Here is a 21,515-nt window from a genome sequence, read left to right as displayed (position 1 = left end):
AGGGCCTACTCACCACCTGGGACGCCAAGGTGATCGCGGTCGCCGATCCGGAAGCCGCGGTCCGCGCAATCGAGGGCAGCGAGCAGCGCGTCACCGGCCTTCTGGTCGACTACCACCTCGACCGCGGCAACGGCATCGCGGCGATCCGTGAAATCCGCGCCCGCTTCGGCCAGAGCATCCCGGCGATCCTGATCACCGCCGATCGCAGCCCCGGCGTCCGCGCCTCGGCGCGGCAGGAGGAAATCGCGGTGTTGAACAAACCAGTGAAAGCCGCCTCGCTGCGGGCGCTGCTGAGCCAGTGGCATGCTCAACAGTCGGTCGTTGCGGCGGAGTAAGCGCCGCCGAGACAGGTCGGCGCAAGGCCGAGTTCACAGCGTCATTGCGAGGAAGCGAAGCCGACGAAGCAATCCGGGAGCCCCGTGCGCCGGAGCCCTGGATTGCTTCGCTTCGCTCGCAATGAGGGAGATAGGCCGACGACTTCCGTCATGCCCGGCCTTTTGCCGGGCATCCACGCCTTGCTGCGCAGATACGCTCGTCTAAAGACGTCGATGGCCGGGACGAGCCCGGCCATGACGGAATAAGCAAGAATTGGTCAACCTAAGCCAACGCTCGGCTTACGACGCGATCGGCTCTTCCTGGCGCCACTGGCTGCCGGAGATCTTGGCCGCGGCGATCACCGCCTGGGTGCGGCTTTCGACGCCGAGCTTCTGCAGGATGGCCGAGACGTGAGCCTTGATGGTCGCTTCCGACACCCCGAGCTCGTAGGCGATCTGCTTGTTGAGCAGGCCTTCGGATAGCATCATCAGCACCCGGACCTGCTGCGGGGTCAGCGTCACCAGCCGGTCACGCAGCTTGGAGGTCTCGGGATCGGCCGCCGCCGACAGGTCGACATCCGGCGGAACCCAGACGTCGCCGTCCAGCACCCGCAGGATCGCCTCGCCGAGCTTTTCGACGCCGAACCGCTTCGGCACGAAGCCGGAGGCGCCGAAATCGAGCGAGCGGCGGATGGTTTCGACGTCGTCGCTGGCCGACACCACGACGACCGGGATCGCCGGATACTGGGCCCGAAGGTAGATCAGCCCGGAAAACCCGCTGATCCCCGGCATTTTGAGATCGAGCAGCACCAGGTCGACGTCGCCCTCGCGCTCGAGCATTGCAGTCAGGTCTTCGAAGGAACCGACCTCACCGATCTTCGCGGAGGAAACTACGCTGGCAACCGCCAGACGGAGCGCATCGCGGAACAACGGGTGGTCGTCGGCAATGATCAAGTGCGTGCTGGCGGGGGTGCTCATGGTGTCCCTTACTCGCAAGCTGGAACCAAACCGTCTTCGCTCTCGGACCGCCAAAGCGAACCGATGGCAAGTTGGGTGGCAAGTGTCGCCCTCTGATGGACGGCTGGCAAGGCGGACGTGAATGCCTTGTCCGTACCATCATGCCCTCACGGCAACCCAAAAACATTGAGCAAGCGCAACTATCAGCGGATTTGGCGTCGAAAGTCGTAATGCCGCAGGACGGTACCGGTGCTACCGTACACTGACGGACCGTTGCCGCGCGCCCGGCGCTGTGGCTCGGACCTCAAACAAAACAACAACATAGCCCTCGAAACAACCCAAGGGAGGCAGACGCTGATGGCTACACTTGCCGAGACGAGCAGGCGGTCGGGTGGAATGACCCGTGACGAGCGCTTCGTCATTCTTGCATCTTCGCTCGGTACCGTTTTCGAATGGTACGATTTTTACCTGTACGGCTCGCTCGCCGCGATTATCGGCGCCCAGTTCTTCAGCGCCTATCCGCCGGCCACCCGGGACATCTTCGCGCTGCTCGCTTTCGCCGCCGGCTTCCTGGTGCGTCCGTTCGGCGCCATCGTGTTCGGCCGGGTCGGCGACATCGTCGGCCGTAAATACACCTTCCTGGTCACCATCCTGATCATGGGCCTGTCGACCTTCATCGTCGGCCTGCTGCCCAACGCGGCCACCATCGGCATCGCCGCCCCGATCATCCTGATCACGCTGCGCCTGCTGCAGGGCCTGGCGCTCGGCGGCGAATATGGCGGCGCCGCGACTTACGTGGCCGAGCATGCTCCGCCCGGCAAGCGCGGCTACTACACTGCGTTCATTCAGACCACCGCGACCCTCGGCCTGTTCCTGTCGCTGCTGGTGATCCTCGCCACCCGCACGATCGTGGGCGAAGCGGCGTTCGCCGATTGGGGCTGGCGCGTGCCGTTCCTGGTGTCGGTCGCCTTGCTCGGCGTCTCGGTCTGGATCCGGCTGCGGCTCAACGAGTCGCCGGTGTTCAAGAAGATGAAGGAGGAAGGCAAGAGCTCGAAGGCACCGCTGACCGAAGCGTTCGCCAACTGGGGCAACGCCAAGATCGTGCTGATCGCGCTGCTCGGCGCGGTGATGGGCCAGGGCGTGGTCTGGTACACCGGCCAGTTCTACGCGCTGTTCTTCCTGCAATCGATCCTGAAGGTCGACGGCTACACTTCGAACCTGCTGATCGCGTGGTCGCTGCTGCTCGGCACCGGCTTCTTCATCATCTTCGGTTGGCTGTCGGACAAGATCGGCCGCAAGCCGATCATCCTCACCGGCTGTCTGATCGCGGCGCTGTCGTTCTTCCCGATCTTCCGGATGATCACCACCTACGCCAACCCGGCGCTGGAAAAGGCGATCGAGACCGTGAAGGTGCAAGTCGTCGCCGATCCGGCGGGCTGCGGCGACCTGTTCAACCCGGTCGGCACCCGCGTCTTCACCAAGCCGTGCGACACCGCGCGTGACTTCCTGTCGAAGTCGTCGGTGAAGTACTCCACCATCAACGGCCCCGCCGGCTCCGGCGTCAAGGTGATGGTGAACGACAAGGAAGTGCCGTACACCGACGCCAAGACCTCCAACCCGCAGGTGCTCGCGGCGGTGCAGGAAGCCGGCTATCCGAAGGCCGGCAATCCGCAGATCATCAAGATGGCGCACCCGTTCGACGTGTTCAATCCGAGCACCGCAGCGGTGATCGGATTGTTGTTCGTCCTGGTGCTGTTCGTCACGATGGTCTACGGCCCGATCGCGGCGCTTCTGGTCGAACTGTTCCCGACCCGCATCCGCTACACCTCGATGTCGCTGCCGTATCACATCGGCAACGGCTGGTTCGGCGGCCTGCTGCCGGCGACCGCGTTCGCGATCGTGGCCTCGACCGGCGATATCTATGCCGGCCTGTGGTACCCGATCGTGTTCGCATCGATCACGGTCGTGGTCGGCCTGATCTTCCTGCCGGAGACCAAGAACGTCGACATCAGCAAGACCTGATGATCAGCGGGCCGGCGCCGGCCCTACCAAATAACAACGGCCGCGGAGCAATCCGCGGCCGTTTTTTTGGGAAACTGGGATCCCTCACAGCTTCCTCGCGAGGAGCGCAGGGATGATCCGATCCATCTCGGTGCACCGTGCTGGATTGGATCGCGTCGCTCGCCAAGACGAAGTGATCAAGAAGAGGAACTACCCGGTCGTACCGATGAACTGCAGCACGACCTCGCGGCGATGCGGCCGCGCCCGGTGCTCAATCAGATACACGCCCTGCCAGGTGCCCAGCGCGAGCCGGCCCTGCAGCACCGGGATCTGCAGCGAGACCGACGTCAGCATCGTCTTGACGTGGGCCGGCATATCATCCGGGCCCTCAGTGTCGTGACGCCAGCCGGCATTCTCCGGCGCGAGCCTGTTCAGCACTGTGGTGAGATCGGCCAGCACGGTTGGATCGGCATTTTCCTGGATCGTCAGCGACGCGGAGGTGTGGCGCACGAACACGGTGAGACCACCGTCCTTGGCCTGCGCCTCGGCCACGAATGCCGCGAGCTCGCGCGTGATGTCGGTAAAGCCCGCCCCATTCGTCTGCACGGTCAGGAGCGATGAGGCGACGCTGGTGGCGGTCGCGCGCGCCAGCGGCGCGCGGCTGAGAGTACGGGATGAACTCATCGATGACCTCGTGTCACGACCGATCAGATCTTGTCGCCGCTGAAGTCCTTCTGCAGCCGGTTGGCGGTCTCGACCAGACGGCGCCAGGCGCGCTCGAGGAAGCCCATCACCCGATTGACGTCCTGATCGCTCGGCAGCGGGATTTCCAGTTTGCGCTGGCCGTCCTTCTCGGTGATCTGCGGCTGGGGCAGCTTGTCGCTCTTGGGCAGCGCCTCATCGGTCTTCACGCCGGGCTGTCCGGCGCTGGCAAGCTGCGCCTTCAGGCTGTCGTTGGCAGCGCGCAGCGTATCGGCCTCTTTCTTCAGCCGATCGATTTCGGCCTGCAGCCGTCCGGTCTCGGCATCGAACGCGGCGCGTTCGTCGGCGATCTCGTAGCAGGCCCATCCGCTGCCTTTATCGGTGCAGGTCGAGACCTTGCCGGTGCGGGTATCGAGCCGTACCACGCCCTCGGTTGCGGGCTTAAAGGCATAGCGGCCGTTCTCGCTGTCCGGCAGTGGGGTTTCGGCCAGCGCGCCGCCGGCGCCGCCGACAGCAAGCAGCAACGTCAGCGCGGCGAGGCGCGGGCTGCGCCTGGCGCCCGCGGGCAAGAAGGCCACGGCCATGGGTGCAAAGCTCATCGGGATGCTCCGCCTCTCGGAATCAAAGACCCCGCCTATATGGGGCCTCAGTTCGTCGGCCGGTACGGGGCGCGACCGGATTTCAACGCATCCTCGAGCAGTTCGATCCGGTCCTGGCCCCAGAACACCTCGCCGTCGAGCACATAGGCCGGCGAGCCGAACACGTCGGCGGCGATCGCATCCAGCCGGTTCTGCTCGTAAGCGGCGCGAATTTGGTCCGAACCGGCATGCGCGACCAGCTTTTCGCCGGGCAAGCCGGCCGCATTGGCAAGCTCGATCAGTACCGCCGGCGAGGCGAGATCAAGCTCGCGCTCCCACACCGCGGCAAAAGCGCGCTGCAGATACGGTTCGGGATCGTGTCCAGCGGCAAGCGCCGCGATCACCACGCCATCGGCGAGCCGCGCATCGAACGGCCAGTGCTTCGGCCACAACTTGAAGTCGAGCCCCCGCCTGTCGCGCCAGCGCTGCAGCTCGACCAGCCGGTAGCGCTGCCGCGCCGGGTGCCGCTTCGCCAGCGGCATACCGCCGGTCTCCGAAAACAGCCCGGTCAGCAACACCGGCTTGTAGGCGAGCTGCAGATCGTAGATCTCGACCAGCCGTCGCAACGGCTGGTGGCCGATATAGGCCCAGGGCGATTGAAACGAGAAGTAGTAGTCGAGCCGGCGCGACATACAGTCTCCGATAACGATGGCTTTCCGCGAGACCGTTGCGAACCGGTCGCCGGAAGCGATCGCATCGGATCAGAGCCATTCCGGCCATGCAAGCCGGATCATGGCGCACCGCCGCAAATGCACTGCGGACAAGTTAGCGCACGGACTCGCAAATCCTCAATAAAATCAGCCAAAACAACGCTGTAAGCGGCTGCGACCGAATCTTGACTTGCCAACAGGTGGTCAGTATGGTCCGCGCGGCTTTTAAGGGTTTCTGGGGCGTTATTTCATCGTTAGCGGCAGCTAGTTCGGGTCTCCACGACATGGCGGACGACACGCACGACAGCAGCCGACCAGCGCATGAACCGCGCGACGGATCGCCTGAGGAGGCTGCGCTTTCCGCACGGCTCGGAAGCCTGGAACAACGGTTGGCCCATTCTCGGGTGAGCCGGAAACTCCAGACGGATCAATCCGAAACAGGAAGTGAAAACGGACATGCCAAAGCTTCGGCGATGGCGCTCGGTTTTCGGCTTTCATCGGAGTTGATTGCGGGCGTTCTCGGCGGAGCGGCTCTCGGCTGGGGTATCGATCGTTTGTTTTCGACCTCGCCCTGGGGTCTCATTGCGTTTTCGCTGATCGGCTTCATCGCCGGTGTAGTCAACGTGATGCGGGCAGCAGGCGTTATGGCGAAGCAGTCCGAGCGACTCTGAGCGGGATCCAAGGCGCACCGATCGTTCGAATCCCGCGCAAGCTCGCGACACCGACAGACTGAGAGACGAATGGCCGCCGATCCGATCCATCAGTTCCAGATCACCAAGCTCTTCACCCTCGGTCACGTTGGCGGACAAGAAATCGCGTTCACCAATTCGTCGGCCTACATGTTCGGCACGGTGGCGTTGATCGCCATCCTGATGCTGGTGCCGGGCCGCCAATTGGTGCCGGGCCGGCTGCAGTCGATCGCAGAGCTGTCCTACGAATTCGTCGCCAACATGATACGGTCGACGGCCGGCAAGGAAGGCCTGAAGTTCTTCCCGCTGGTGTTCTCGCTGTTCATGTTCATCGCCGTATCGAACCTGATCGGCATCGTGCCCTACACCTTCACGGTGTCGAGCCACCTGATCGTCACCGTCGCGCTGGCGCTGCTGGTGTTCTTCACGGTGCTGATCTACGGGTTTTCCAAGAACGGCCTGAAGTTCTTCAAGCTGTTCGTGCCCTCCGGCGTTCCGGTCTACATCCTGCCGCTGGTCGTCTTCATCGAAGTGATCTCGTTCTTCCTCAAGCCGGTTTCGCACTCGGTGCGTCTGTTCGCCAACATGCTGGCGGGCCACATCGCGCTGAAGGTGTTCGCGAGCTTCGTGGCGATGCTCGGCGCACTGGGCATCGTCGGCTGGTTCGGCGCCGTGCTGCCGCTCGGCCTGACCATCGCGCTGACCGCGCTGGAGCTGCTGGTCGCGTTCCTGCAGGCTTATGTGTTCGCCATTTTGACTTGCATCTATCTCAACGATGCAATTCATCCGGGCCACTAAAGACCCACTCGCAAACGACTACACCCAACCCCAACAGGAGTTCGTTACATGGATCCGATTGCCGCGAAGTACATTGGCGCTGGTATTGCCTGCATTGGCATGGGCGGCGCCGGCGCTGGCGTGGGCATCATCTTCGGCAACTACCTCGCCGCTGCGGTGCGTAACCCCTCGGCCGCCCAGGGCCAGTTCGGCAACCTGATTTTCGGCTTCGCGGTGACCGAAGCGCTCGGCATCTTCTCGCTGCTGATCGCGCTGCTGCTGCTGTTCGCCCTCTAAGATCCAAAATCCGGTCCTGACCTTCCGGGGTCGCGACCGGCCGAACAGGAGAAGCCCGTGGCTCAAGGTCATGGCGACGCCAAGGGCACCACTGCCCACACGGAAGCGGGCGGAGGCCACAAGGCGCCGTTCCCGCCCTTCCAGCAGGAAACCTTTGCCTCGCAACTGGTGTCGCTGGCGATCGCATTCGTTGCGCTCTACCTGATCGTTTCCAAGATCGCACTGCCGCGCGTCGGCGGTGTGATCGAAGAGCGGCAGAAGACCATCGACGGCGATCTGGCGGCGGCTCAGAAGCTGAAGGGCGAAGCGGACGACGCGCTGAAAGCCTATGAGGCCGAACTCGCCGACGCCCGTGCCCGGGCTCAGGCGATCGGCGCGGAAACCCGTGAAAAGCTCAATGCGCAGGCGGAAGCCGAGCGCAAGACGCTGGAACAGCGGCTCGCGGCGAAGCTCGCCGACGCCGAGAAGACCATCGCAGCGACTCGTACCGCCGCGATGGGTAACGTGCGCAACATCGCGTCGGACGCCGCTTCGGCGATCGTCCAGCAGCTCGCCGGCGTGACGCCGGATGGCAAGGCGGTGGACAGCGCGGTTGACGCTTCGTTGAAGGGCTGAGGCTGATGGCAATCTTCGGAGAAGCAGAAACCTGGGTCGCGATTGCGTTCGTCATTCTGCTCGGCGTGTTCGCCTATTTCGGCGTGCACCGCACCGTGCTGCAGGCGCTGGACAAGCGTCGCGACCGGATCAAGGCGGAGCTCGACGAAGCGCGCAAGCTGAAGGAAGAGGCCGCCAAGCTGCTCGCCGACTATCGCGCGCGCCGTGCCTCTGCCGAACGCGAAGCGCAGGCGATCGTCGAAAGCGCCAAGGCCGACGCCGAACGGATCGCGGCGGAAGCCAAGGCCAAGCTGGAAGACTTCGTCGCTCGTCGCACCAAGACTGCGGAGAGCAAGATCGCCCTCGCCGAGGCCCAAGCGCTCGCCGACGTTCGCGCGGCGGCAGCCGAAGCAGCGGTGGCGGCGGCCTCGCGCATCCTGTCTGAATCGGTCAAGGGCAACCTCGCCGACGAGCTGCTCAGCAAGGGCATCCAGGAAGTCCGCGGCAAGCTCAACTGAGCTGACGCCTGTTACAAATCAAAGGCCGGCGCGAGCGATCGCGCCGGCCTTTTTGTATTTGCAGTCGCGGCGCGGGCAGCGTTGCCGCTGTCGGCGATCGCCGCCGCGGCTATTTCCGCTTGCGCGCCTTCGGCTCCGGCTTCAGCGCCTGCGGATCGAAGCCGACATAAAACACATAGGCGTCGTTATCCGAGACCGAGGGCGCCGGATAGGCGACGTCTTCGGCCACCAGGCTGAAGGGAACGCTGCCGTCCGGCTGCATCGAGACGCTGGTGCGATAGGCCTTGGTGAAGACCGTCTTCGGCGACACGCCTTCCTGCACCACCGCGACGCGCAGCGGCACGTCGACCGAGGTCGGCGCACCAGCCGGACCGGCGATGATCCGGCCCTGGATGCCGATCTTGGCGGTGATGACGCCGGTGTTCAGATTGCACTCGCGGGCGGTGCGGCTGATCACCGCCTGATAGCGCAGATCGGAGCCGCTGGCTTCCTTGCCCGGCAGGCCGACCGCATAGGTCGAGGCGCCGGAGCGCACCGTCACCGACGGGCAGGTCAGCTGGCTCTCGACCGGCGGACCGTTGGAAACGGTCGGCGCCTGATCCTTGTCGGAGCTGCCGAACAAGCTCTTGAAACGATCGGTGATCGATTGCGACCACGCCGGCGTCGCCGCCAGCACAGTGCCGCAGATCGCCACCGCGACGGTGGCGCGCGCCGCGCGCGCGATCCGGTGCCGCGACGGCACCCGTTCAATCTCCTGAGCCATTCACCCTACCCGGCTGTCCAATTCGTTGCGACCGGCGGGGTTATAGCAAAGCAATGCCGGCGAACCAAAGGCGGCAGGTGCTCCCGGACCGGCCGAATCAGCCGCGGAAATCGTCGTGCAGCAGCCCGAACAGCAGATGGTCCTGCCAGACGCCGTTGATGCACAGATACCGCCGGGCCAGCCCCTCGCGGGTGAAGCCGCACTTTTCCAGCACCCGGATCGACGGCGCGTTGGTCGGGATGCAGGCCGCCTCGACGCGGTGCAAATTGAGTTCGCCGAACAGCGTCGGCAGCAGCACCCGCAGCGCCGCCGTCATATAACCCTGATGCGAGAACGGCTGGCCGATCCAATAGCCGATGGTGCCGGCCTGGACGATGCCGCGACGGACATTGGCGAGCGTCACCCCGCCCACCAGCTGGTTGTCGTGCTCGCGAAACACCAGGAACGGGTAGGAGCGGTCGGAGGCGACGTCTTCAGAATAGCGGCGCAGCCGGCGGCGAAAACCGGAGCGGGTCAGGTCGTCGGACGGCCAGATCGGCTCCCATGGCGTCAGATAGGCCCGGCTGTACTCGCGCAGCTCGGCCCATTGCGGGAAATCGGCCATCTGCGGCGCGCGCAGCAACAGCCCATTGCCGCGCGGCGCCAGCGCAGCGGGCCCGACGGATGGCATACGAAACAGCGCCATGCACGGCACTCCCGACCCGCAGAATCGGCGGGCCTCGAACGCCGCGACCCGCGGCGTCAGCTCAATGATAGGACGTCTTGGCCTTGGATTGTGTCAAACCTTCAGCAAAGCTGACAGCTCTGTCGAGACCGCGGCCACTGCCGAGAGCCACCACGGCCGGCCGGCTCCGCGCCAGCAGCGTGCGTCCGGCTTCCCGCGCGGTGTCGATGGTGACGGCATCGATTCGCCCGACCAGCTCGTCGACCGGCAACGGCCGGCCATAGGCCAGGATGTGCCGTGCCAGCTGCTCGGCGCGCGACGAACAGCTCTCCAGCGCCATCAGCAGGCCGGCCTTCATCTGGGCCTTGGCCCGCGAGATCTCGGCGTCGGTCAGGGTGTCGACCGCATCGTTGATGACGTCGACGATCACTTCCATCATCTCCGGCGCATCGGCCGGATCGGTGCCGGTGTAGAGACCGAAGAACCCGGTGTCGCTGTAGGGCGCGTGGAAGGTGTAGATCGAGTAGCACAGCCCGCGCTTTTCCCGCACCTCCTGGAACAGCCGCGACGACATTCCGCCGCCGAGGATGTTGGTGAACACCTGCAGGCTGAACAGCGTCGGCGCGCCCTGCGGCAGCCCTTCGAGCGCCAGCGTCAGATGCGCCTGCTCGAGATCGCGATGCACGACCCGCGAGCCGCCGGCGCCGAACATCGCCGGCTGCGGCTTCGGTGCCGGCGTGGCGTCGAAGCTGGCGAAGCGGTGCGACACTTCTTCGACGATGCGGGCGTGATCGACCGCGCCGGCCGCCGCCACCACCATGTCGGGACCGCGATAATGCGTCGACAGATACGACTGCAGCTTTTCGCGGCTGAAGCTCTTCAGCGTCTTGGCGGTGCCGAGCAGCGAGCGGCCGATCGGCTGCTCCGGGTAGCAAAGCTCGTTCAGATACTCGAACACGACGTCGTCGGGCGTATCCTGCGCGGCGCCGATCTCCTGCACGATCACGCTCTTCTCGCGTTCGAGCTCTTCGGCCTCGAACGACGGATTGGCCAGAATGTCCGACAGCACATCGAGCGCCAGCGGCACGTCCGCCTTCATCACCCGCGCATAATACGCGGTGGTCTCCGTCGAAGTGCCGGCATTGAGATCGCCGCCGACCGCCTCGATCTCCTCGGCGATCTCGCGCGAGGTGCGGCGCGTGGTGCCCTTGAACGCCATGTGTTCGAGCAGATGCGAGATGCCGTGCTCGTCCGGCTTTTCGTCACGGCCGCCGACGCCGGTCCAGACGCCGAGCGCGGCAGTCTCGAGATGCGGCATAGTGTCGGTGACGATGGTGAGGCCGGAGGGAAGCTTGCTGACTTCGACGGTCATCCGGCGGCTCCTTGCTTGGCGGCGCGGCTCACCGCCAGCACGTGACGTTCGATCGCCACCTGATCGCGCGGCATGATCTTGATCGTTTCGGTCTTGCTCATCAGCCCGTCGAGCCAAGCCGGCAGATCCGGCCGGATGCCGCAAGCAGCTTCCACCGCGTCCGGGAACTTCGCCGCATGGGCGGTCGACAGCACGATGTTCGGCACGCTCGAATCGGTGGTGTCGCGATCGGCCACGGCCAGCGCCACCGCGGTGTGCGGATCGATCAGATCGCCCGCCTCGCGCCAAGCGGCACGGATCGCCGATTCGGTCTCCGCCTCGTCGGCACGGCCGGCGTCGAACTCCTCGCGCACCGCGGCGAGCACCGCATCCGGCAGCACGAAGCGGCCGGACTGGCCGAGCGAGCCCATCAGCGAGCGAATCAGCGCCGCGTCGCGCCCGGAGGCCTCGAACAGCAGCCGTTCGAAATTCGACGACACCTGGATGTCCATCGACGGCGAAGTGGTGGCGTGGACCTCGCGCACTTCGTAGATGCCGGTCTTCAGGGTGCGCGCCAGGATGTCGTTGACGTTGGCGGCGATCTTCAACCGGCGCACCGGCAGGCCCATCTTCTTGGCGACGTAGCCGGCGAAGATGTCGCCGAAATTGCCGGTCGGCACGGTGAAGTCGACCACACGGTTCGGCGCGCCGAGCGCGACCGCGCTGGTGAAGTAGTACACCACCTGCGCGACGATACGGGCCCAGTTGATCGAGTTGACGCCGGACAGCGCCACCTGGTCGCGGAACTTATGGTGATTGAACAGCCCCTTCACGATCGCCTGGCAGTCGTCGAAGTGCCCTTCGATCGCCAGCGGATGCACGTTCGGAGCGCCCGACGTGGTCATCATCATCCGCTGCACGTCGGAGATCCGGCCGTGCGGAAACAGCACGACGAGGTCGACATTGTTCAGGTTGGCGAAGGCTTCGACCGCGGCGCCGCCGGTGTCGCCGGAGGTCGCCACCACAATGGTGGTGCGCTGCTTGCGCTTCTCCAGCACGTGATCCATCAGCCGCGACAGCAGCTGCATCGCGACGTCCTTGAACGCCAGCGTCGGCCCATGGAACAGCTCGAGCACGAACTGGCTCGGGCCGGTCTGCCGCAGCGGCACCACCGCCGGATGGCGGAAGGTGGCGTAGGCGTCGCTCGCCATGCGGCCGAGTTCGGCGTCGGAGATCTCGCCGGCGACGAACGGCCGGATCACCTCGACGGCGACCTCCCAGTACGGCCGGCCGAACAGGCTGGTGATGGTATCGGGAGTGAGCTGCGGCCAGACTTCCGGAATATACAGTCCGCCGTCACGGGCGAGCCCGGTCAGCATCACGTCGCAAAAGCCGAGGCGCGGGGCTTCGCCCCGGGTCGAAACATAGGTCGTCAAGGGTGCCTCCAAAGGCCCGGCCCAACGCCCAAGCCTTTGATATTGATCGAGTTCAGTCTCACGCGCGGGTGAAATCGGCCTCACCATAAAGGAGTTTGACCCGCAGGGGAAATCGCTCCCTGTGGCGGATGCGCCTACCGAGGGGGCTCAGGCGATGCGACGTGATGCCTTCGCCGGCGGCACTGCCACCTGCCGTCCCTGGCCGCGCAGCCAGAACGCGAACGCCACCAGCACCGCAGCGGCAAGCCCGAACCAGGTGATGGCGTATTGCAGGTGGTTGTCGCGCAGATGCACGCCGAGCGGCCCCGGCTTCGGCACACCGCCGGCCGGCATCGGTGCTTCCAAGTCGATGTAAAAAGGCGCAATCTCGGCCGGCTTATCCCAACCGAGCGCAGCGGCCATCGCCGGCACGTCGCGGCTGAACCACAGCCGGTTGTCGAGATTTGGGGCCGGCGCAAACAGGCCGGGCTGCTCGGGAAATCGCAAATACCCGGTCAGCGTCGCCGTCTCCCCGCCCAGCAACGGCTGCACCACGCGATCCTCGGCGCCGCGCTCCTGCATGGTGTTGGGCACGAAGCCGGCGTTGATCACCACAATGCGCCCATCCGCCAGCCGCGCCGGCAGGAACGCCCAGGTGCCGGGACCGGCGACGTCGTCGCGAACCGCCGAGCCGGACGAATACACCATCACGTCCGGCAGTTTCAGATAGGTCGCGGTGAAGCGGACGCGGCGAAATTCATCGTTCAGCGGATCGAGCGCCGGCCAGTCGCGCGCGGCGGGCAGCGCGACCGGCTCGGCTGCCAGCCGCTCACTCAGCGCCGCGATCAGCCGATGCTTCTCGTCGCGCCGCTGCAACTGCCAGATCCCCAGCGATAGCAGCACCGCCACCATCGTCAGCGCGATCAGGCTCATCCCGGCGATGCTGCGCCGGCGCGCGGCCTCCGCCGTCATTGCGGCTCGCGACCGACGAGGCGGCCCTCCTGCGCCTTGTGGTAGAACTGCAGGGCGATCAACAGCGCCTTGATCGAGCGCAGCGGCACCAGCGTCGTGATCACCACCAGCGGCAACCAGAGCGCTGCGTGCAGCCAGAACGGCGGCTGATACTTCACCTCGACGATCAACGCGCACAGCACCACGATGGCGCCGCCGATCAGGATGGTGAAAACCGCCGCGCCGTCACCGACATCGGTGAAGCCGAAGTCGAGACTGCAGACCTCGCAGCGCGGCGCCAGCGTCAGGAACCCGGCATACAGCCGCCCCTCCCCGCAACGCGGACAGCGGCACGCAAGGCCGCGGAGCGCGCTCTGCAGGATGGTGGGCGAAGACGTCTCCATTTGGCGTCATTGCGAGGAGCGAAGCGACGAAGCAATCCAGGGGCTCCGAGACGCAGCTCTGGATTGCTTCGCTTCGCTCGCAATGACGAACGTGGCCGAGGGCATCAATGCGCGCCGTGCGCCATCGCCGAGGCGCCGTGGCCCCAGACGTAGATGCAGACGAACAGGAACAGCCAGACGACGTCGACGAAATGCCAGTACCAGGCGGCAAATTCGAAGCCGAGATGCTGCTTCGGCGTGAAGTGACCGGCATAGGCGCGGATCAGGCACACCAGCAGGAAGATGGTGCCGACCAGCACGTGGAAGCCATGGAAGCCGGTCGCCATGAAGAAGGTGGCCCCGTAGACATTGCCGGCGAACGAGAAGGTGGCGTGGCTGTATTCGTAGGCCTGCACGCAGGAGAACGTCGCGCCGAGCAGGATGGTGCAGATCAGCCCCTGCTTCAGACCCTTGCGATCGTTGTGCAGCAGCGCATGGTGCGCCCAGGTCACCGTGGTGCCTGAGGTGAGCAGGATCAGCGTATTGAGTAGCGGCAGGTGCCAGGGATCGAAGGTCTCGATGCCTTTCGGCGGCCACACCCCGCCGAACAACGCCTCGCGGGTGGCGTGGACCGGATCGGCCGGAAACAGCGCTGCGTTGAAGTAGGCCCAGAACCAGGCGACGAAGAACATCACCTCGGAGGCGATGAACAGGATCATGCCGTAGCGGTGGCTGAGCTGCACCACGCGGGTGTGATCGTGCTGATACTGCGCCTCGCGGATCACGTCGCTCCACCAGCTCGCCATGGTGTAGAGCACGCCGATCACGCCGACGCCGAACACGATCGGGGCGCCCTGATACAAATGGTGCATCCAGGACACCGCGCCGAACGCCATGATGAACGCCGACACCGACCCGACGAACGGCCAGGGGCTCGGATCGACGAGATGATAGTCGTGGTGCTTGACGTGCGCCGTGGCCATTGTCGCTCTCCGTTTCGATCCCTCCGGGATGGTGATGCGTGTCCCGGTCGTTTTTGTTGCTGCGTTTCCTGTCAGAGATTGCCCTTGCGCGGTGCCGGTTCGCTTGAAGCCACCGGCTTCGGCGCCGGATCGCGCACCGGGTAGTAGGTGTAGGACAGAGTGATGGTCTTGACGGTGTCGTTCTCCGAATCGGCAGCGAACGCCGGATCGATGTAGAACACCACCGGCATGTCGCGGCTCTCGCCGGCCGCAAGCGTCTGCTCGGTGAAGCAGAAGCAGTTGATCTTGGTGAAGTAGGAACCGACCGTCAGCGGCGTGACGTTATAGGCCGCCTGCCCGACCGTGTCGGATCGCGACAGATTGGTGATGCGGTAATACACCGTCACCACCTTGCCGATCGGCACCTCGATGTCGCGCTGCTCCGGCTCGAACTTCCACGGCAGCCCGTTGACGTTGGAATCGAAGCTGACCGTGACGGTGCGGTCGAGCGGCGCCGAGCTCGGCGCGGCGCGTGACACCTGCGTGGTGCCGTTGAAGCCGGTCGTGCGGCAGAACCAGTTATAGAACGGTACCGCCGCGAACGACGCCCCGACCATCAGGGCGACCACCAGACCGCACGCCGCCGCCACCGCTGTGTCGCGCCCGAGGCCGCGGCGCGGCGCCGGCTGCTGCGGAGCTTGCGGAAGCGGTGGCGACATCGGCGGCACCTTTCTCACATCGGCCGGTGCAGCACCGCCGGTCCCTTGACCAGCGTCACGGCGAAGAACAGCACCACCAGCACGCCGAGCGCCACCGCGATCGCAATCGAGCGTTCGCGCTGACGCTTCTTCTGCGCATCGGTGAGGACGATACCGGGCGGCGTCTTATGAGCTGGCTCCATCGCGCCCTCCATCAGCCGATCAACCGCAGCACGGCCGCGGCGACGACCTCGACCAGGAGGATCGCAAACAGCGCGAACAGATACAGGATCGAGAACTTGAACAGATTGCGGGTCGCGCGCAGCGCTGCGCTGCCGGAGCGATGGCGATACACCCGCACCGCCAGCACCAGCATCCAGCCGCCGAGCGCCAGCGACGCCACGCCGTAAATTGCATCGAAGTACCCGAGCGGCCACGGCGCCGCCGCCACCGCGACCAGCGCCACGGTGTAGAGCAGGATCTGCAGCCGCGTGTGATCGGGGCCAGCGACCACGGGCAGCATCGGCACGCCGGCGCGGGCGTAGTCGTCGTTCCGAAACAGCGCCAGCGCCCAGAAATGCGGCGGCGTCCAGAAGAAGATGATCAGGAACAGCAGGATCGGCTCGACCGCCAGCGATCCGGTGACCGAGGCCCATGCCACCACCGGCGGCAGCGCACCGGCTGCGCCGCCGATCACGATGTTCTGCGCGGTCCAGCGCTTCAGCCACATCGTGTAGATCACGACGTAGAAGAAGATCGTGAAGGCGAGCAGCGCGGCGGCGATCCAATTGACCAGGATGCCGAGCGTCACCACCGAGAAGAACGCCAGGGTCAAGCCGAAGGTCAGCGCCTCCGGCCGCGTCACCCGACCGCGCGGGATCGGACGGTTGGCGGTACGCGTCATCTTTGCGTCGATGTCGTCCTCGTACCACATGTTCAGCGCGCCGGCGGCGCCGCCGCCGACCGCAATGCAGATGATCGCGGTGATCGCCAGCACCGGATGGAAGCTGCCCGGCGCCATCAACAGCCCGACCAGAGCGGTGAACACCACCAGCGACATCACCCGGGGCTTCAGCAGGGCGATGTAGTCCGCGACGCCGGCTTCGGAGATCCGGGGCGCAAGCGGGATCGGATTGACGTCGATGACCGACACGGGCTCACCTCTTCTTTCGAGCTGCATCCGCTGCCGCAACAACGGCGGCGGATGCAGGTTCCAACACCGCCTCAGCGCACCTGCGGCAGCACCTCGAACTGATGGAAGGGCGGCGGCGACGACAGCGTCCACTCCAGCGTGGTGGCGCCGGCACCCCACGGATTGTCGGCGGCACGCTCCTTACGGATGAAGGCGAGCGCCATTCCGTACAGGAAGACCAGCACGGCGAAGCCGGAGATATAGGAGCCGATCGAGGACACCAGATTCCAGCCGGCGAACGCGTCCGGATAATCGACATAGCGCCGCGGCATCCCCGACAGACCGAGGAAGTGCTGCGGGAAGAACACCATGTTGACGCCGATGAAGGTGAGCCAGAAGTGCAGCTTGCCGATGGTCTCGTTGTACATGTAGCCGGTCATCTTCGGGAACCAGTAGTACCAGCCCGCGAAGATCGCGAAGACGGCGCCGAGCGACAGCACGTAGTGGAAGTGCGCCACGACGTAGTAAGTGTCCTGCAGCACCCGATCGACGCCGGCATTGGCCAGCACCACGCCGGTCACGCCGCCGACGGTGAACAGGAAGATGAAGCCCACCGCCCACAGCATCGGCGTCTTGAACTCGATCGACCCGCCCCACATCGTGGCGATCCAGGAGAACACCTTCACGCCGGTCGGCACCGCGATCACCATGGTGGCGGCGACGAAATAGGCCTGCGTCGTGCTCGACATGCCGACCGTGTACATGTGGTGCGCCCACACCACGAAGCCGATCACGCCGATCGCCACCATCGCGTAGGCCATGCCGAGATAGCCGAACACCGGCTTCTTGGAGAAGGTCGAGACGATCTGGCTGATCATGCCGAAGCCCGGCAGAATCAGGATGTAGACTTCGGGGTGGCCGAAGAACCAGAACAGATGCTGGAACAGCAGCGGATCGCCGCCGCCTTCGGCCGAGAAGAAGGTGGTGCCGAAGTTGCGATCGGTCAGCAGCATGGTGATGGCGCCGGCGAGCACCGGCAGCGATAGCAGCAGCAGAAACGCGGTGATCAGCACCGACCACACGAACAGCGGCATCTTGTGCAGGGTCATGCCCGGTGCGCGCATGTTGAAGATGGTGGTAATGAAGTTGATCGCACCGAGGATCGACGATGCGCCGGCCAGATGCAGAGCCAGGATCGCGAAGTCGACGGCGGGCCCGGGATGTCCGATGGTCGATAGCGGCGCATACATCGTCCAGCCGGCGCCGACGCCGTTCGACGACGGCTCGCCCTCGACGAAGGTCGAGATGATGAGCAGCGCGAACGCGGCTGGCAGCAGCCAGAACGAGATGTTGTTCATCCGCGGGAACGCCATGTCCGGCGCGCCGATCATCAGCGGCACGAACCAGTTGCCGAACCCGCCGATCATCGCCGGCATCACCATGAAGAAGATCATGATCAGGCCGTGCGACGTGACGAACACGTTGTAGGTGTGGGTGTTGTGGAAGATCTGAATGCCGGGGAACATCAGCTCGACCCGGATCGCGATCGACATCGCCGCGCCGATGATGCCCGCGATCACGGCGAACACCAGATACATCGTCCCGATGTCTTTGTGGTTGGTCGAGTACAGATAGCGTCGCCATCCGGTCGGATGCGCATGCGCGTGATCGTCGTGCGCGTGTTCGGAATGAGCGACCCTTGCAGCTTCCATTGCCATCTTCAGATCCTGACTTGAAAACCTCAGACCTTGCGGTCTCCGTTCGACGTCTTGCGATCCCGCCGCTTAGCGCGTGGCGGAAGCGGCCGAGGCGTAGGAATCGTCACGCATGCGCGAGGCGACCTGCTGCTTTTTCTTCCAGGCTTCGTACTCCTGTTCGTTCACCACACGGACGACGATCGGCATGAAGGCGTGGTCGCGGCCGCAGAGTTCCGAGCATTGGCCGTAGAAACGACCTTCCTTGGTGGCCTTGAACCAGGCTTCGTTGAGACGGCCGGGAACGGCGTCGATCTTCACGCCGAACGACGGGATCGCCCAGGAGTGGATCACGTCGGCCGCGGTGGTCTGAATCCGAACCACCTTGTCGACCGGCACCACCATCTCGTTGTCGACGCCGAGCAGACGCGGCGGGACCGGATTCATCTTGGCCCGCTCTTCGTCGGTCAGCATGATCGAGGTGAACTCGATCTTGTCGTCGGGATAGGTGTAGGTCCAGTTCCACTGATTGCCGGTCGCCTTCACGGTGAGGTCCGGCTTCGGAATGTCGAGTTCGAGAAACAAGAGGCGGAACGACGGCACCGCGACCGCGACCAGAATCAGCACCGGCACGATCGTCCAGGCGACTTCGATCAGCGTGTTGTGAGTCGTCTTCGACGGGACCGGGTTGGCCTTGGCATTGAACTTCACCACCACGATCACCAGCAGCGCCAGAACGAACAGCGTGATCAGAGTGATCAGCCACAGCATGAAGCCGTGAAACCAGACGATGTTCTGCATCACCGGAGAGGCGGGTTGTTGCAGGGTAACTTCCCACGGGGCCGGCTGCCCCATCTCGGCGAATGCGGTCCCGCCGACCGCCGCCGCACAGCAGGCGATCGCAAGTCCCAGCGACCACCGCCCAAAACGCCCCTTCGACACCTTCATGCCGCCGCGCTCCCTATGACTTGTCACAGCGAGCCCGCCGTATCGGCGTGACCGGCCGTGCAGTTTTATTGCGCTCGGCACAAAAGCGTAGCCTAAGTGCGAACGCTTCTTATTCTACTTTTCAAATCACAATTCTCGGGACGTCGCAATGCAGGAGTGAGGGTTCGCGCGTGCAAACAACCCAGGCCTGCTCATCGGTTAAGAATTTTGTCCGGTGCCGCTGACACAGTACATCGGTCTTGTGAGGCCGGCTTGACAGATGTGCCCCTCGCTGTAGGCAAAGCACCCGGATGTCACGGAAGCCTGATTCGCTGGCGCGCGCGCTGCCTTCATGGCGCCGTCATTGCCGGTCAGTCGGAACCCGCCGCCGACCATCCCGTTCAACCGTCACCACCTCGGAAACATCTCTGATGGGCTTCGCCAGACTTTCGCCAATCCTTGCCTCGAGCCGCCGCGCTGCGTCCGGGGCCATGCTGGCGGTCGGGTTGATCGCGCTGGCGGCGCTGGCCGGCAGCAGCACGGCGCAGGCCCAGGGCGCGGTGCGGTCTGTGCATGGAGACTGGCAGATCCGCTGCGACACCCCGCCCGGCGCCAAGGCCGAGCAGTGCGCGCTGATTCAGAGCGTGGTGGCGGAGGATCGCTCCAACGCCGGCCTCACCGTCATCATCCTCAAGACCGCCGATCAGAAGAGCAAGCTGATGCGCGTGGTGGCACCGCTCGGCGTGCTGCTGCCGTCGGGCCTCGGCCTCAAGCTCGACAACGCCGACATCGGCCGCGCCGGCTTCGTGCGCTGCCTGCCGAACGGCTGCGTCGCCGAAGTGGTGATGGACGACAAGCTGCTCGGCCAGCTGCGCAACGCCAAGACCGCGACCTTCATCATCTTCGAAACGCCGGAAGAAGGCATCGGCTTCCCGCTCAGCCTCAACGGCCTCGGCGAAGGCTACGACAAGCTGCCGTAGGCCGCCCTGCGCAAGAGCGACGGCGCAACGCAAGCCCTCGTCGTGTTGGGCAAGAAGCCCGTGAACAGAATGATGCTGTCATCCCCCGCGCATGCGGGGGACCCAGTATCGCAGAGCTTCCGTGGCAAGCGCGCGGCGTACCAACAAGCGCCCTGGAATACTGGGTCGCCCGCATCCGCGGGCGATGACGTCAGTGTTGTCAACGGCCGCCTTGGCGAGGCGGCCCGGCCGCTCAGACCAGCGTCAGCGTGACGTCGATGTTGCCGCGGGTGGCGTTGGAATACGGACAGACGATGTGGGCGCGGTCGACCAGCGTCTGGGCCTGCTCGCGATCCATGCCCGGCAGGCTGATCTTCAACTCCACCTCGATGCCGAAGCCGGTCGGGATCGGGCCAATGCCGACCGAGCCGGTGACGCTGACATCCTTCGGGATCGGCAGCTTGTCCCGGCCGGCGACGAACTTCATCGCACCGAGGAAGCAGGCGGAGTAGCCGACCGCGAACAGCTGCTCCGGATTGGTGCCGGCGCCACCGGCGCCGCCGAGTTCCTTCGGCGTGGTCAGGGCGACATCGAGATGGCCGTCGCTGCTGACGCCGCGTCCGTCGCGGCCTCCAGTGGCGGTGGCAGCGGCGCGGTAGAGAACTTTCTCGACTGACATGGTGTGGTCCTTTCAGGTGGGAGAGAGGCGGCGGAGGAATATCGCGCGACGCTATATCGCGAACGATATATTAGAGCAGCAATTGGGACTGAACGTGCTCAACGTCATCCCGATCAGGCGCTACGAAACAGATTAGTGCGAAGGCCGGTCAGCCGGTCGCGCAGCTCGGCGATCTCGCTGCCGGAATAACCCATAGCTTCGGCGAGGCAGTCGGGCACGTGCTTGACGCGCGCCCGCAGCCCCCGTCCCTCGTCGGTCAGCGACACGATCACCTGGCGCTCGTCCTCGGCCGACCGCCGCCGCCGGATCAGCCCTCGTGCTTCGAGCCGCTTCAGCAGCGGCGTCAGCGTGGTGGTTTCGAGGAACAGTTGATCGCAGATCTCCGAGACGTTGACCTGATCCTTCTCCCACAACACCAGCATCACGAGATATTGCGGATAGGTCAGATCGAGCTCGCGCAGCAGCGACCGATACACCTTGTTGACCCCGAGCAGCGTCGAATACAGCGCAAAGCAGAGCTGGGTCTCCAGCTTCAGCTTGTCCGCCGGCCGCGGCGCGCGTGACGATGTCGAGGGCGACTTCATGGACCATGATTTATATCGCGCACGATATATTGTCAAGCGAGGCATCCGGGCGCGAACGCGTCTCCCTGAGACCCGGCTTGGTGGAGACAGCTGGATTGCTCCGCAGCGCTCGCAATGACGGCATGTTGAACCGATGCCTGCAAACGCCGGGCACCCTAATCCGCCAACCCCTCGCAGAAACAGGTCAGACCGCCTATCTTGTGATCCAAACAACTT

At 64.9% G+C, this 21,515-nt stretch carries 25 protein-coding genes and 1 pseudogene; 8 read left to right on the top strand and 18 right to left on the bottom strand.

The window, feature by feature from the left end; translation table 11 throughout:
- Window positions 1–5 precede the first annotated feature (5 nt).
- Window positions 6–335, top strand: a pseudogene (locus tag LRC39_RS04485) (response regulator); the annotation flags it as partial.
- Between the two features lie 279 nt (window positions 336–614).
- On the opposite strand, the gene LRC39_RS04480 reads toward LRC39_RS04485, so the two are convergent.
- The gene (locus tag LRC39_RS04480; RefSeq protein ID WP_011156603.1) at window positions 615–1,292 is read right to left on the bottom strand and encodes a response regulator transcription factor; all 678 of its coding nucleotides are present in this window, start codon (window positions 1,290–1,292) and stop codon (window positions 615–617) included.
- 336 nt (window positions 1,293–1,628) lie between these two features.
- On the opposite strand from LRC39_RS04480, the gene LRC39_RS04475 reads away from it, so the two are divergent.
- Window positions 1,629–3,293: an MFS transporter gene (locus LRC39_RS04475; protein ID WP_346296473.1), complete on the top strand. Its 1,665-nt coding sequence runs from the start codon at window positions 1,629–1,631 to the stop codon at window positions 3,291–3,293.
- 189 nt (window positions 3,294–3,482) lie between these two features.
- Here the strand turns inward: LRC39_RS04475 and LRC39_RS04470 are convergent, their stop codons facing one another.
- Genes LRC39_RS04470 through LRC39_RS04460 form a run of 3 tightly spaced genes read right to left on the bottom strand, consistent with a single transcriptional unit; the run spans window position 3,483 to window position 5,244 of the window.
- Window positions 3,483–3,956 carry a secondary thiamine-phosphate synthase enzyme YjbQ gene (locus LRC39_RS04470; RefSeq protein ID WP_346296472.1) on the bottom strand — a complete coding sequence of 158 codons (474 nt, stop codon included), beginning with the start codon at window positions 3,954–3,956 and terminating at the stop codon, window positions 3,483–3,485.
- 23 nt (window positions 3,957–3,979) lie between these two features.
- The gene (locus LRC39_RS04465) at window positions 3,980–4,573 is read right to left on the bottom strand and encodes a hypothetical protein (RefSeq protein WP_164571778.1); all 594 of its coding nucleotides are present in this window, start codon (window positions 4,571–4,573) and stop codon (window positions 3,980–3,982) included.
- Between the two features lie 47 nt (window positions 4,574–4,620).
- Window positions 4,621–5,244, bottom strand: coding sequence for a 2-hydroxychromene-2-carboxylate isomerase (locus LRC39_RS04460; protein ID WP_346296471.1), 624 nt, complete (start codon window positions 5,242–5,244; stop codon window positions 4,621–4,623).
- Between the two features lie 302 nt (window positions 5,245–5,546).
- On the opposite strand from LRC39_RS04460, the gene LRC39_RS04455 reads away from it, so the two are divergent.
- The 5 genes from LRC39_RS04455 (at window position 5,547) to LRC39_RS04435 (ending at window position 8,137) form a co-directional block, all read left to right on the top strand.
- A complete protein-coding gene (locus LRC39_RS04455) occupies window positions 5,547–5,933 on the top strand; it encodes an AtpZ/AtpI family protein (protein WP_346296470.1) in 387 nt (128 codons plus the stop codon).
- A 69-nt stretch (window positions 5,934–6,002) separates the two neighbouring features.
- Window positions 6,003–6,749: a F0F1 ATP synthase subunit A gene (locus LRC39_RS04450; protein ID WP_107354293.1), complete on the top strand. Its 747-nt coding sequence runs from the start codon at window positions 6,003–6,005 to the stop codon at window positions 6,747–6,749.
- 48 nt (window positions 6,750–6,797) lie between these two features.
- Window positions 6,798–7,025 carry a F0F1 ATP synthase subunit C gene (locus tag LRC39_RS04445; RefSeq protein WP_009796340.1) on the top strand — a complete coding sequence of 76 codons (228 nt, stop codon included), beginning with the start codon at window positions 6,798–6,800 and terminating at the stop codon, window positions 7,023–7,025.
- Between the two features lie 57 nt (window positions 7,026–7,082).
- The gene (locus LRC39_RS04440; RefSeq protein WP_107343013.1) at window positions 7,083–7,640 is read left to right on the top strand and encodes a F0F1 ATP synthase subunit B; all 558 of its coding nucleotides are present in this window, start codon (window positions 7,083–7,085) and stop codon (window positions 7,638–7,640) included.
- A 5-nt stretch (window positions 7,641–7,645) separates the two neighbouring features.
- Window positions 7,646–8,137, top strand: coding sequence for an ATP F0F1 synthase subunit B (locus tag LRC39_RS04435; RefSeq protein WP_107343012.1), 492 nt, complete (start codon window positions 7,646–7,648; stop codon window positions 8,135–8,137).
- Window positions 8,138–8,246: 109 nt separating this feature from the next.
- Here the strand turns inward: LRC39_RS04435 and LRC39_RS04430 are convergent, their stop codons facing one another.
- The 12 genes from LRC39_RS04430 to coxB all read right to left on the bottom strand — a co-directional run bounded on the left by LRC39_RS04430 (window position 8,247) and on the right by coxB (window position 19,098).
- Entirely contained in the window at window positions 8,247–8,900 is a 654-nt protein-coding gene (locus tag LRC39_RS04430) for a hypothetical protein (RefSeq protein WP_107354292.1), read from the bottom strand.
- A 97-nt stretch (window positions 8,901–8,997) separates the two neighbouring features.
- A complete protein-coding gene (locus tag LRC39_RS04425; RefSeq protein WP_107354291.1) occupies window positions 8,998–9,585 on the bottom strand; it encodes a GNAT family N-acetyltransferase in 588 nt (195 codons plus the stop codon).
- A gap of 61 nt (window positions 9,586–9,646) precedes the next feature.
- The gene (locus tag LRC39_RS04420) at window positions 9,647–10,936 is read right to left on the bottom strand and encodes a M16 family metallopeptidase (RefSeq protein WP_107343010.1); all 1,290 of its coding nucleotides are present in this window, start codon (window positions 10,934–10,936) and stop codon (window positions 9,647–9,649) included.
- On the bottom strand, window positions 10,933–12,351 hold the full coding sequence (gene thrC, locus LRC39_RS04415) for a threonine synthase (RefSeq protein ID WP_164633885.1): 1,419 nt from the start codon (window positions 12,349–12,351) through the stop codon (window positions 10,933–10,935). The genes LRC39_RS04420 and thrC overlap by 4 nt, the downstream gene beginning before the upstream one ends.
- Before the next feature lie 147 nt (window positions 12,352–12,498).
- On the bottom strand, window positions 12,499–13,302 hold the full coding sequence (locus tag LRC39_RS04410; protein ID WP_346296469.1) for an SURF1 family protein: 804 nt from the start codon (window positions 13,300–13,302) through the stop codon (window positions 12,499–12,501).
- Window positions 13,299–13,685 carry a DUF983 domain-containing protein gene (locus tag LRC39_RS04405; RefSeq protein WP_346296468.1) on the bottom strand — a complete coding sequence of 129 codons (387 nt, stop codon included), beginning with the start codon at window positions 13,683–13,685 and terminating at the stop codon, window positions 13,299–13,301. The genes LRC39_RS04410 and LRC39_RS04405 overlap by 4 nt, the downstream gene beginning before the upstream one ends.
- A gap of 104 nt (window positions 13,686–13,789) precedes the next feature.
- Window positions 13,790–14,647 carry a cytochrome c oxidase subunit 3 gene (locus LRC39_RS04400; RefSeq protein ID WP_107343006.1) on the bottom strand — a complete coding sequence of 286 codons (858 nt, stop codon included), beginning with the start codon at window positions 14,645–14,647 and terminating at the stop codon, window positions 13,790–13,792.
- Window positions 14,648–14,718: 71 nt separating this feature from the next.
- Window positions 14,719–15,345: a cytochrome c oxidase assembly protein gene (locus LRC39_RS04395; protein WP_264054319.1), complete on the bottom strand. Its 627-nt coding sequence runs from the start codon at window positions 15,343–15,345 to the stop codon at window positions 14,719–14,721.
- A gap of 14 nt (window positions 15,346–15,359) precedes the next feature.
- Window positions 15,360–15,527: a hypothetical protein gene (locus LRC39_RS04390; protein WP_012494516.1), complete on the bottom strand. Its 168-nt coding sequence runs from the start codon at window positions 15,525–15,527 to the stop codon at window positions 15,360–15,362.
- 11 nt (window positions 15,528–15,538) lie between these two features.
- Window positions 15,539–16,477, bottom strand: coding sequence for a heme o synthase (locus tag LRC39_RS04385; RefSeq protein WP_346296467.1), 939 nt, complete (start codon window positions 16,475–16,477; stop codon window positions 15,539–15,541).
- Between the two features lie 71 nt (window positions 16,478–16,548).
- Window positions 16,549–18,174, bottom strand: a complete 1,626-nt coding sequence (gene ctaD, locus LRC39_RS04380; RefSeq protein ID WP_107354285.1) for a cytochrome c oxidase subunit I — start codon at window positions 18,172–18,174, stop codon at window positions 16,549–16,551.
- A 66-nt stretch (window positions 18,175–18,240) separates the two neighbouring features.
- A complete protein-coding gene (coxB, locus tag LRC39_RS04375) occupies window positions 18,241–19,098 on the bottom strand; it encodes a cytochrome c oxidase subunit II (RefSeq protein ID WP_263990612.1) in 858 nt (285 codons plus the stop codon).
- Window positions 19,099–19,508: 410 nt separating this feature from the next.
- On the opposite strand from coxB, the gene LRC39_RS04370 reads away from it, so the two are divergent.
- The gene (locus LRC39_RS04370; protein ID WP_107354283.1) at window positions 19,509–20,057 is read left to right on the top strand and encodes an invasion associated locus B family protein; all 549 of its coding nucleotides are present in this window, start codon (window positions 19,509–19,511) and stop codon (window positions 20,055–20,057) included.
- A gap of 232 nt (window positions 20,058–20,289) precedes the next feature.
- Here LRC39_RS04370 and LRC39_RS04365 read toward each other — a convergent pair whose 3' ends face one another.
- Window positions 20,290–20,715 carry an organic hydroperoxide resistance protein gene (locus tag LRC39_RS04365; RefSeq protein WP_346296466.1) on the bottom strand — a complete coding sequence of 142 codons (426 nt, stop codon included), beginning with the start codon at window positions 20,713–20,715 and terminating at the stop codon, window positions 20,290–20,292.
- Window positions 20,716–20,828: 113 nt separating this feature from the next.
- Window positions 20,829–21,299, bottom strand: a complete 471-nt coding sequence (locus LRC39_RS04360) for a MarR family winged helix-turn-helix transcriptional regulator (protein ID WP_107342999.1) — start codon at window positions 21,297–21,299, stop codon at window positions 20,829–20,831.
- Between the last annotated feature and the right edge of the window lie 216 nt (window positions 21,300–21,515).

It is taken from the genome of Rhodopseudomonas sp. P1 (assembly GCF_039642825.1).
Classification (GTDB): Bacteria; Pseudomonadota; Alphaproteobacteria; order Rhizobiales; family Xanthobacteraceae; genus Rhodopseudomonas; species Rhodopseudomonas palustris_H.
This window is presented reverse-complemented; position numbering and strand designations above follow the sequence as displayed.

What these genes read in the sequence shown, in the direction of transcription:
- LRC39_RS04480 (WP_011156603.1), bottom strand. Translation starts at nt 1,292, where the DNA reads ATGAGCACCCCCGCCAGCACGCACTTGATCATTGCCGACGACCACCCG.
- LRC39_RS04475 (WP_346296473.1), top strand. Translation starts at nt 1,629, where the DNA reads ATGGCTACACTTGCCGAGACGAGCAGGCGGTCGGGTGGAATGACCCGT.
- LRC39_RS04470 (WP_346296472.1), bottom strand. Translation starts at nt 3,956, where the DNA reads ATGAGTTCATCCCGTACTCTCAGCCGCGCGCCGCTGGCGCGCGCGACC.
- LRC39_RS04465 (WP_164571778.1), bottom strand. Translation starts at nt 4,573, where the DNA reads ATGAGCTTTGCACCCATGGCCGTGGCCTTCTTGCCCGCGGGCGCCAGG.
- LRC39_RS04460 (WP_346296471.1), bottom strand. Translation starts at nt 5,244, where the DNA reads ATGTCGCGCCGGCTCGACTACTACTTCTCGTTTCAATCGCCCTGGGCC.
- LRC39_RS04455 (WP_346296470.1), top strand. Translation starts at nt 5,547, where the DNA reads ATGGCGGACGACACGCACGACAGCAGCCGACCAGCGCATGAACCGCGC.
- LRC39_RS04450 (WP_107354293.1), top strand. Translation starts at nt 6,003, where the DNA reads ATGGCCGCCGATCCGATCCATCAGTTCCAGATCACCAAGCTCTTCACC.
- LRC39_RS04445 (WP_009796340.1), top strand. Translation starts at nt 6,798, where the DNA reads ATGGATCCGATTGCCGCGAAGTACATTGGCGCTGGTATTGCCTGCATT.
- LRC39_RS04435 (WP_107343012.1), top strand. Translation starts at nt 7,646, where the DNA reads ATGGCAATCTTCGGAGAAGCAGAAACCTGGGTCGCGATTGCGTTCGTC.
- LRC39_RS04430 (WP_107354292.1), bottom strand. Translation starts at nt 8,900, where the DNA reads ATGGCTCAGGAGATTGAACGGGTGCCGTCGCGGCACCGGATCGCGCGC.
- LRC39_RS04425 (WP_107354291.1), bottom strand. Translation starts at nt 9,585, where the DNA reads ATGGCGCTGTTTCGTATGCCATCCGTCGGGCCCGCTGCGCTGGCGCCG.
- LRC39_RS04420 (WP_107343010.1), bottom strand. Translation starts at nt 10,936, where the DNA reads ATGACCGTCGAAGTCAGCAAGCTTCCCTCCGGCCTCACCATCGTCACC.
- LRC39_RS04410 (WP_346296469.1), bottom strand. Translation starts at nt 13,302, where the DNA reads ATGACGGCGGAGGCCGCGCGCCGGCGCAGCATCGCCGGGATGAGCCTG.
- LRC39_RS04405 (WP_346296468.1), bottom strand. Translation starts at nt 13,685, where the DNA reads ATGGAGACGTCTTCGCCCACCATCCTGCAGAGCGCGCTCCGCGGCCTT.
- LRC39_RS04400 (WP_107343006.1), bottom strand. Translation starts at nt 14,647, where the DNA reads ATGGCCACGGCGCACGTCAAGCACCACGACTATCATCTCGTCGATCCG.
- LRC39_RS04395 (WP_264054319.1), bottom strand. Translation starts at nt 15,345, where the DNA reads ATGTCGCCACCGCTTCCGCAAGCTCCGCAGCAGCCGGCGCCGCGCCGC.
- LRC39_RS04390 (WP_012494516.1), bottom strand. Translation starts at nt 15,527, where the DNA reads ATGGAGCCAGCTCATAAGACGCCGCCCGGTATCGTCCTCACCGATGCG.
- ctaD (WP_107354285.1), bottom strand. Translation starts at nt 18,174, where the DNA reads ATGGCAATGGAAGCTGCAAGGGTCGCTCATTCCGAACACGCGCACGAC.
- coxB (WP_263990612.1), bottom strand. Translation starts at nt 19,098, where the DNA reads ATGAAGGTGTCGAAGGGGCGTTTTGGGCGGTGGTCGCTGGGACTTGCG.
- LRC39_RS04370 (WP_107354283.1), top strand. Translation starts at nt 19,509, where the DNA reads ATGGGCTTCGCCAGACTTTCGCCAATCCTTGCCTCGAGCCGCCGCGCT.
- LRC39_RS04365 (WP_346296466.1), bottom strand. Translation starts at nt 20,715, where the DNA reads ATGTCAGTCGAGAAAGTTCTCTACCGCGCCGCTGCCACCGCCACTGGA.
- LRC39_RS04360 (WP_107342999.1), bottom strand. Translation starts at nt 21,299, where the DNA reads ATGAAGTCGCCCTCGACATCGTCACGCGCGCCGCGGCCGGCGGACAAG.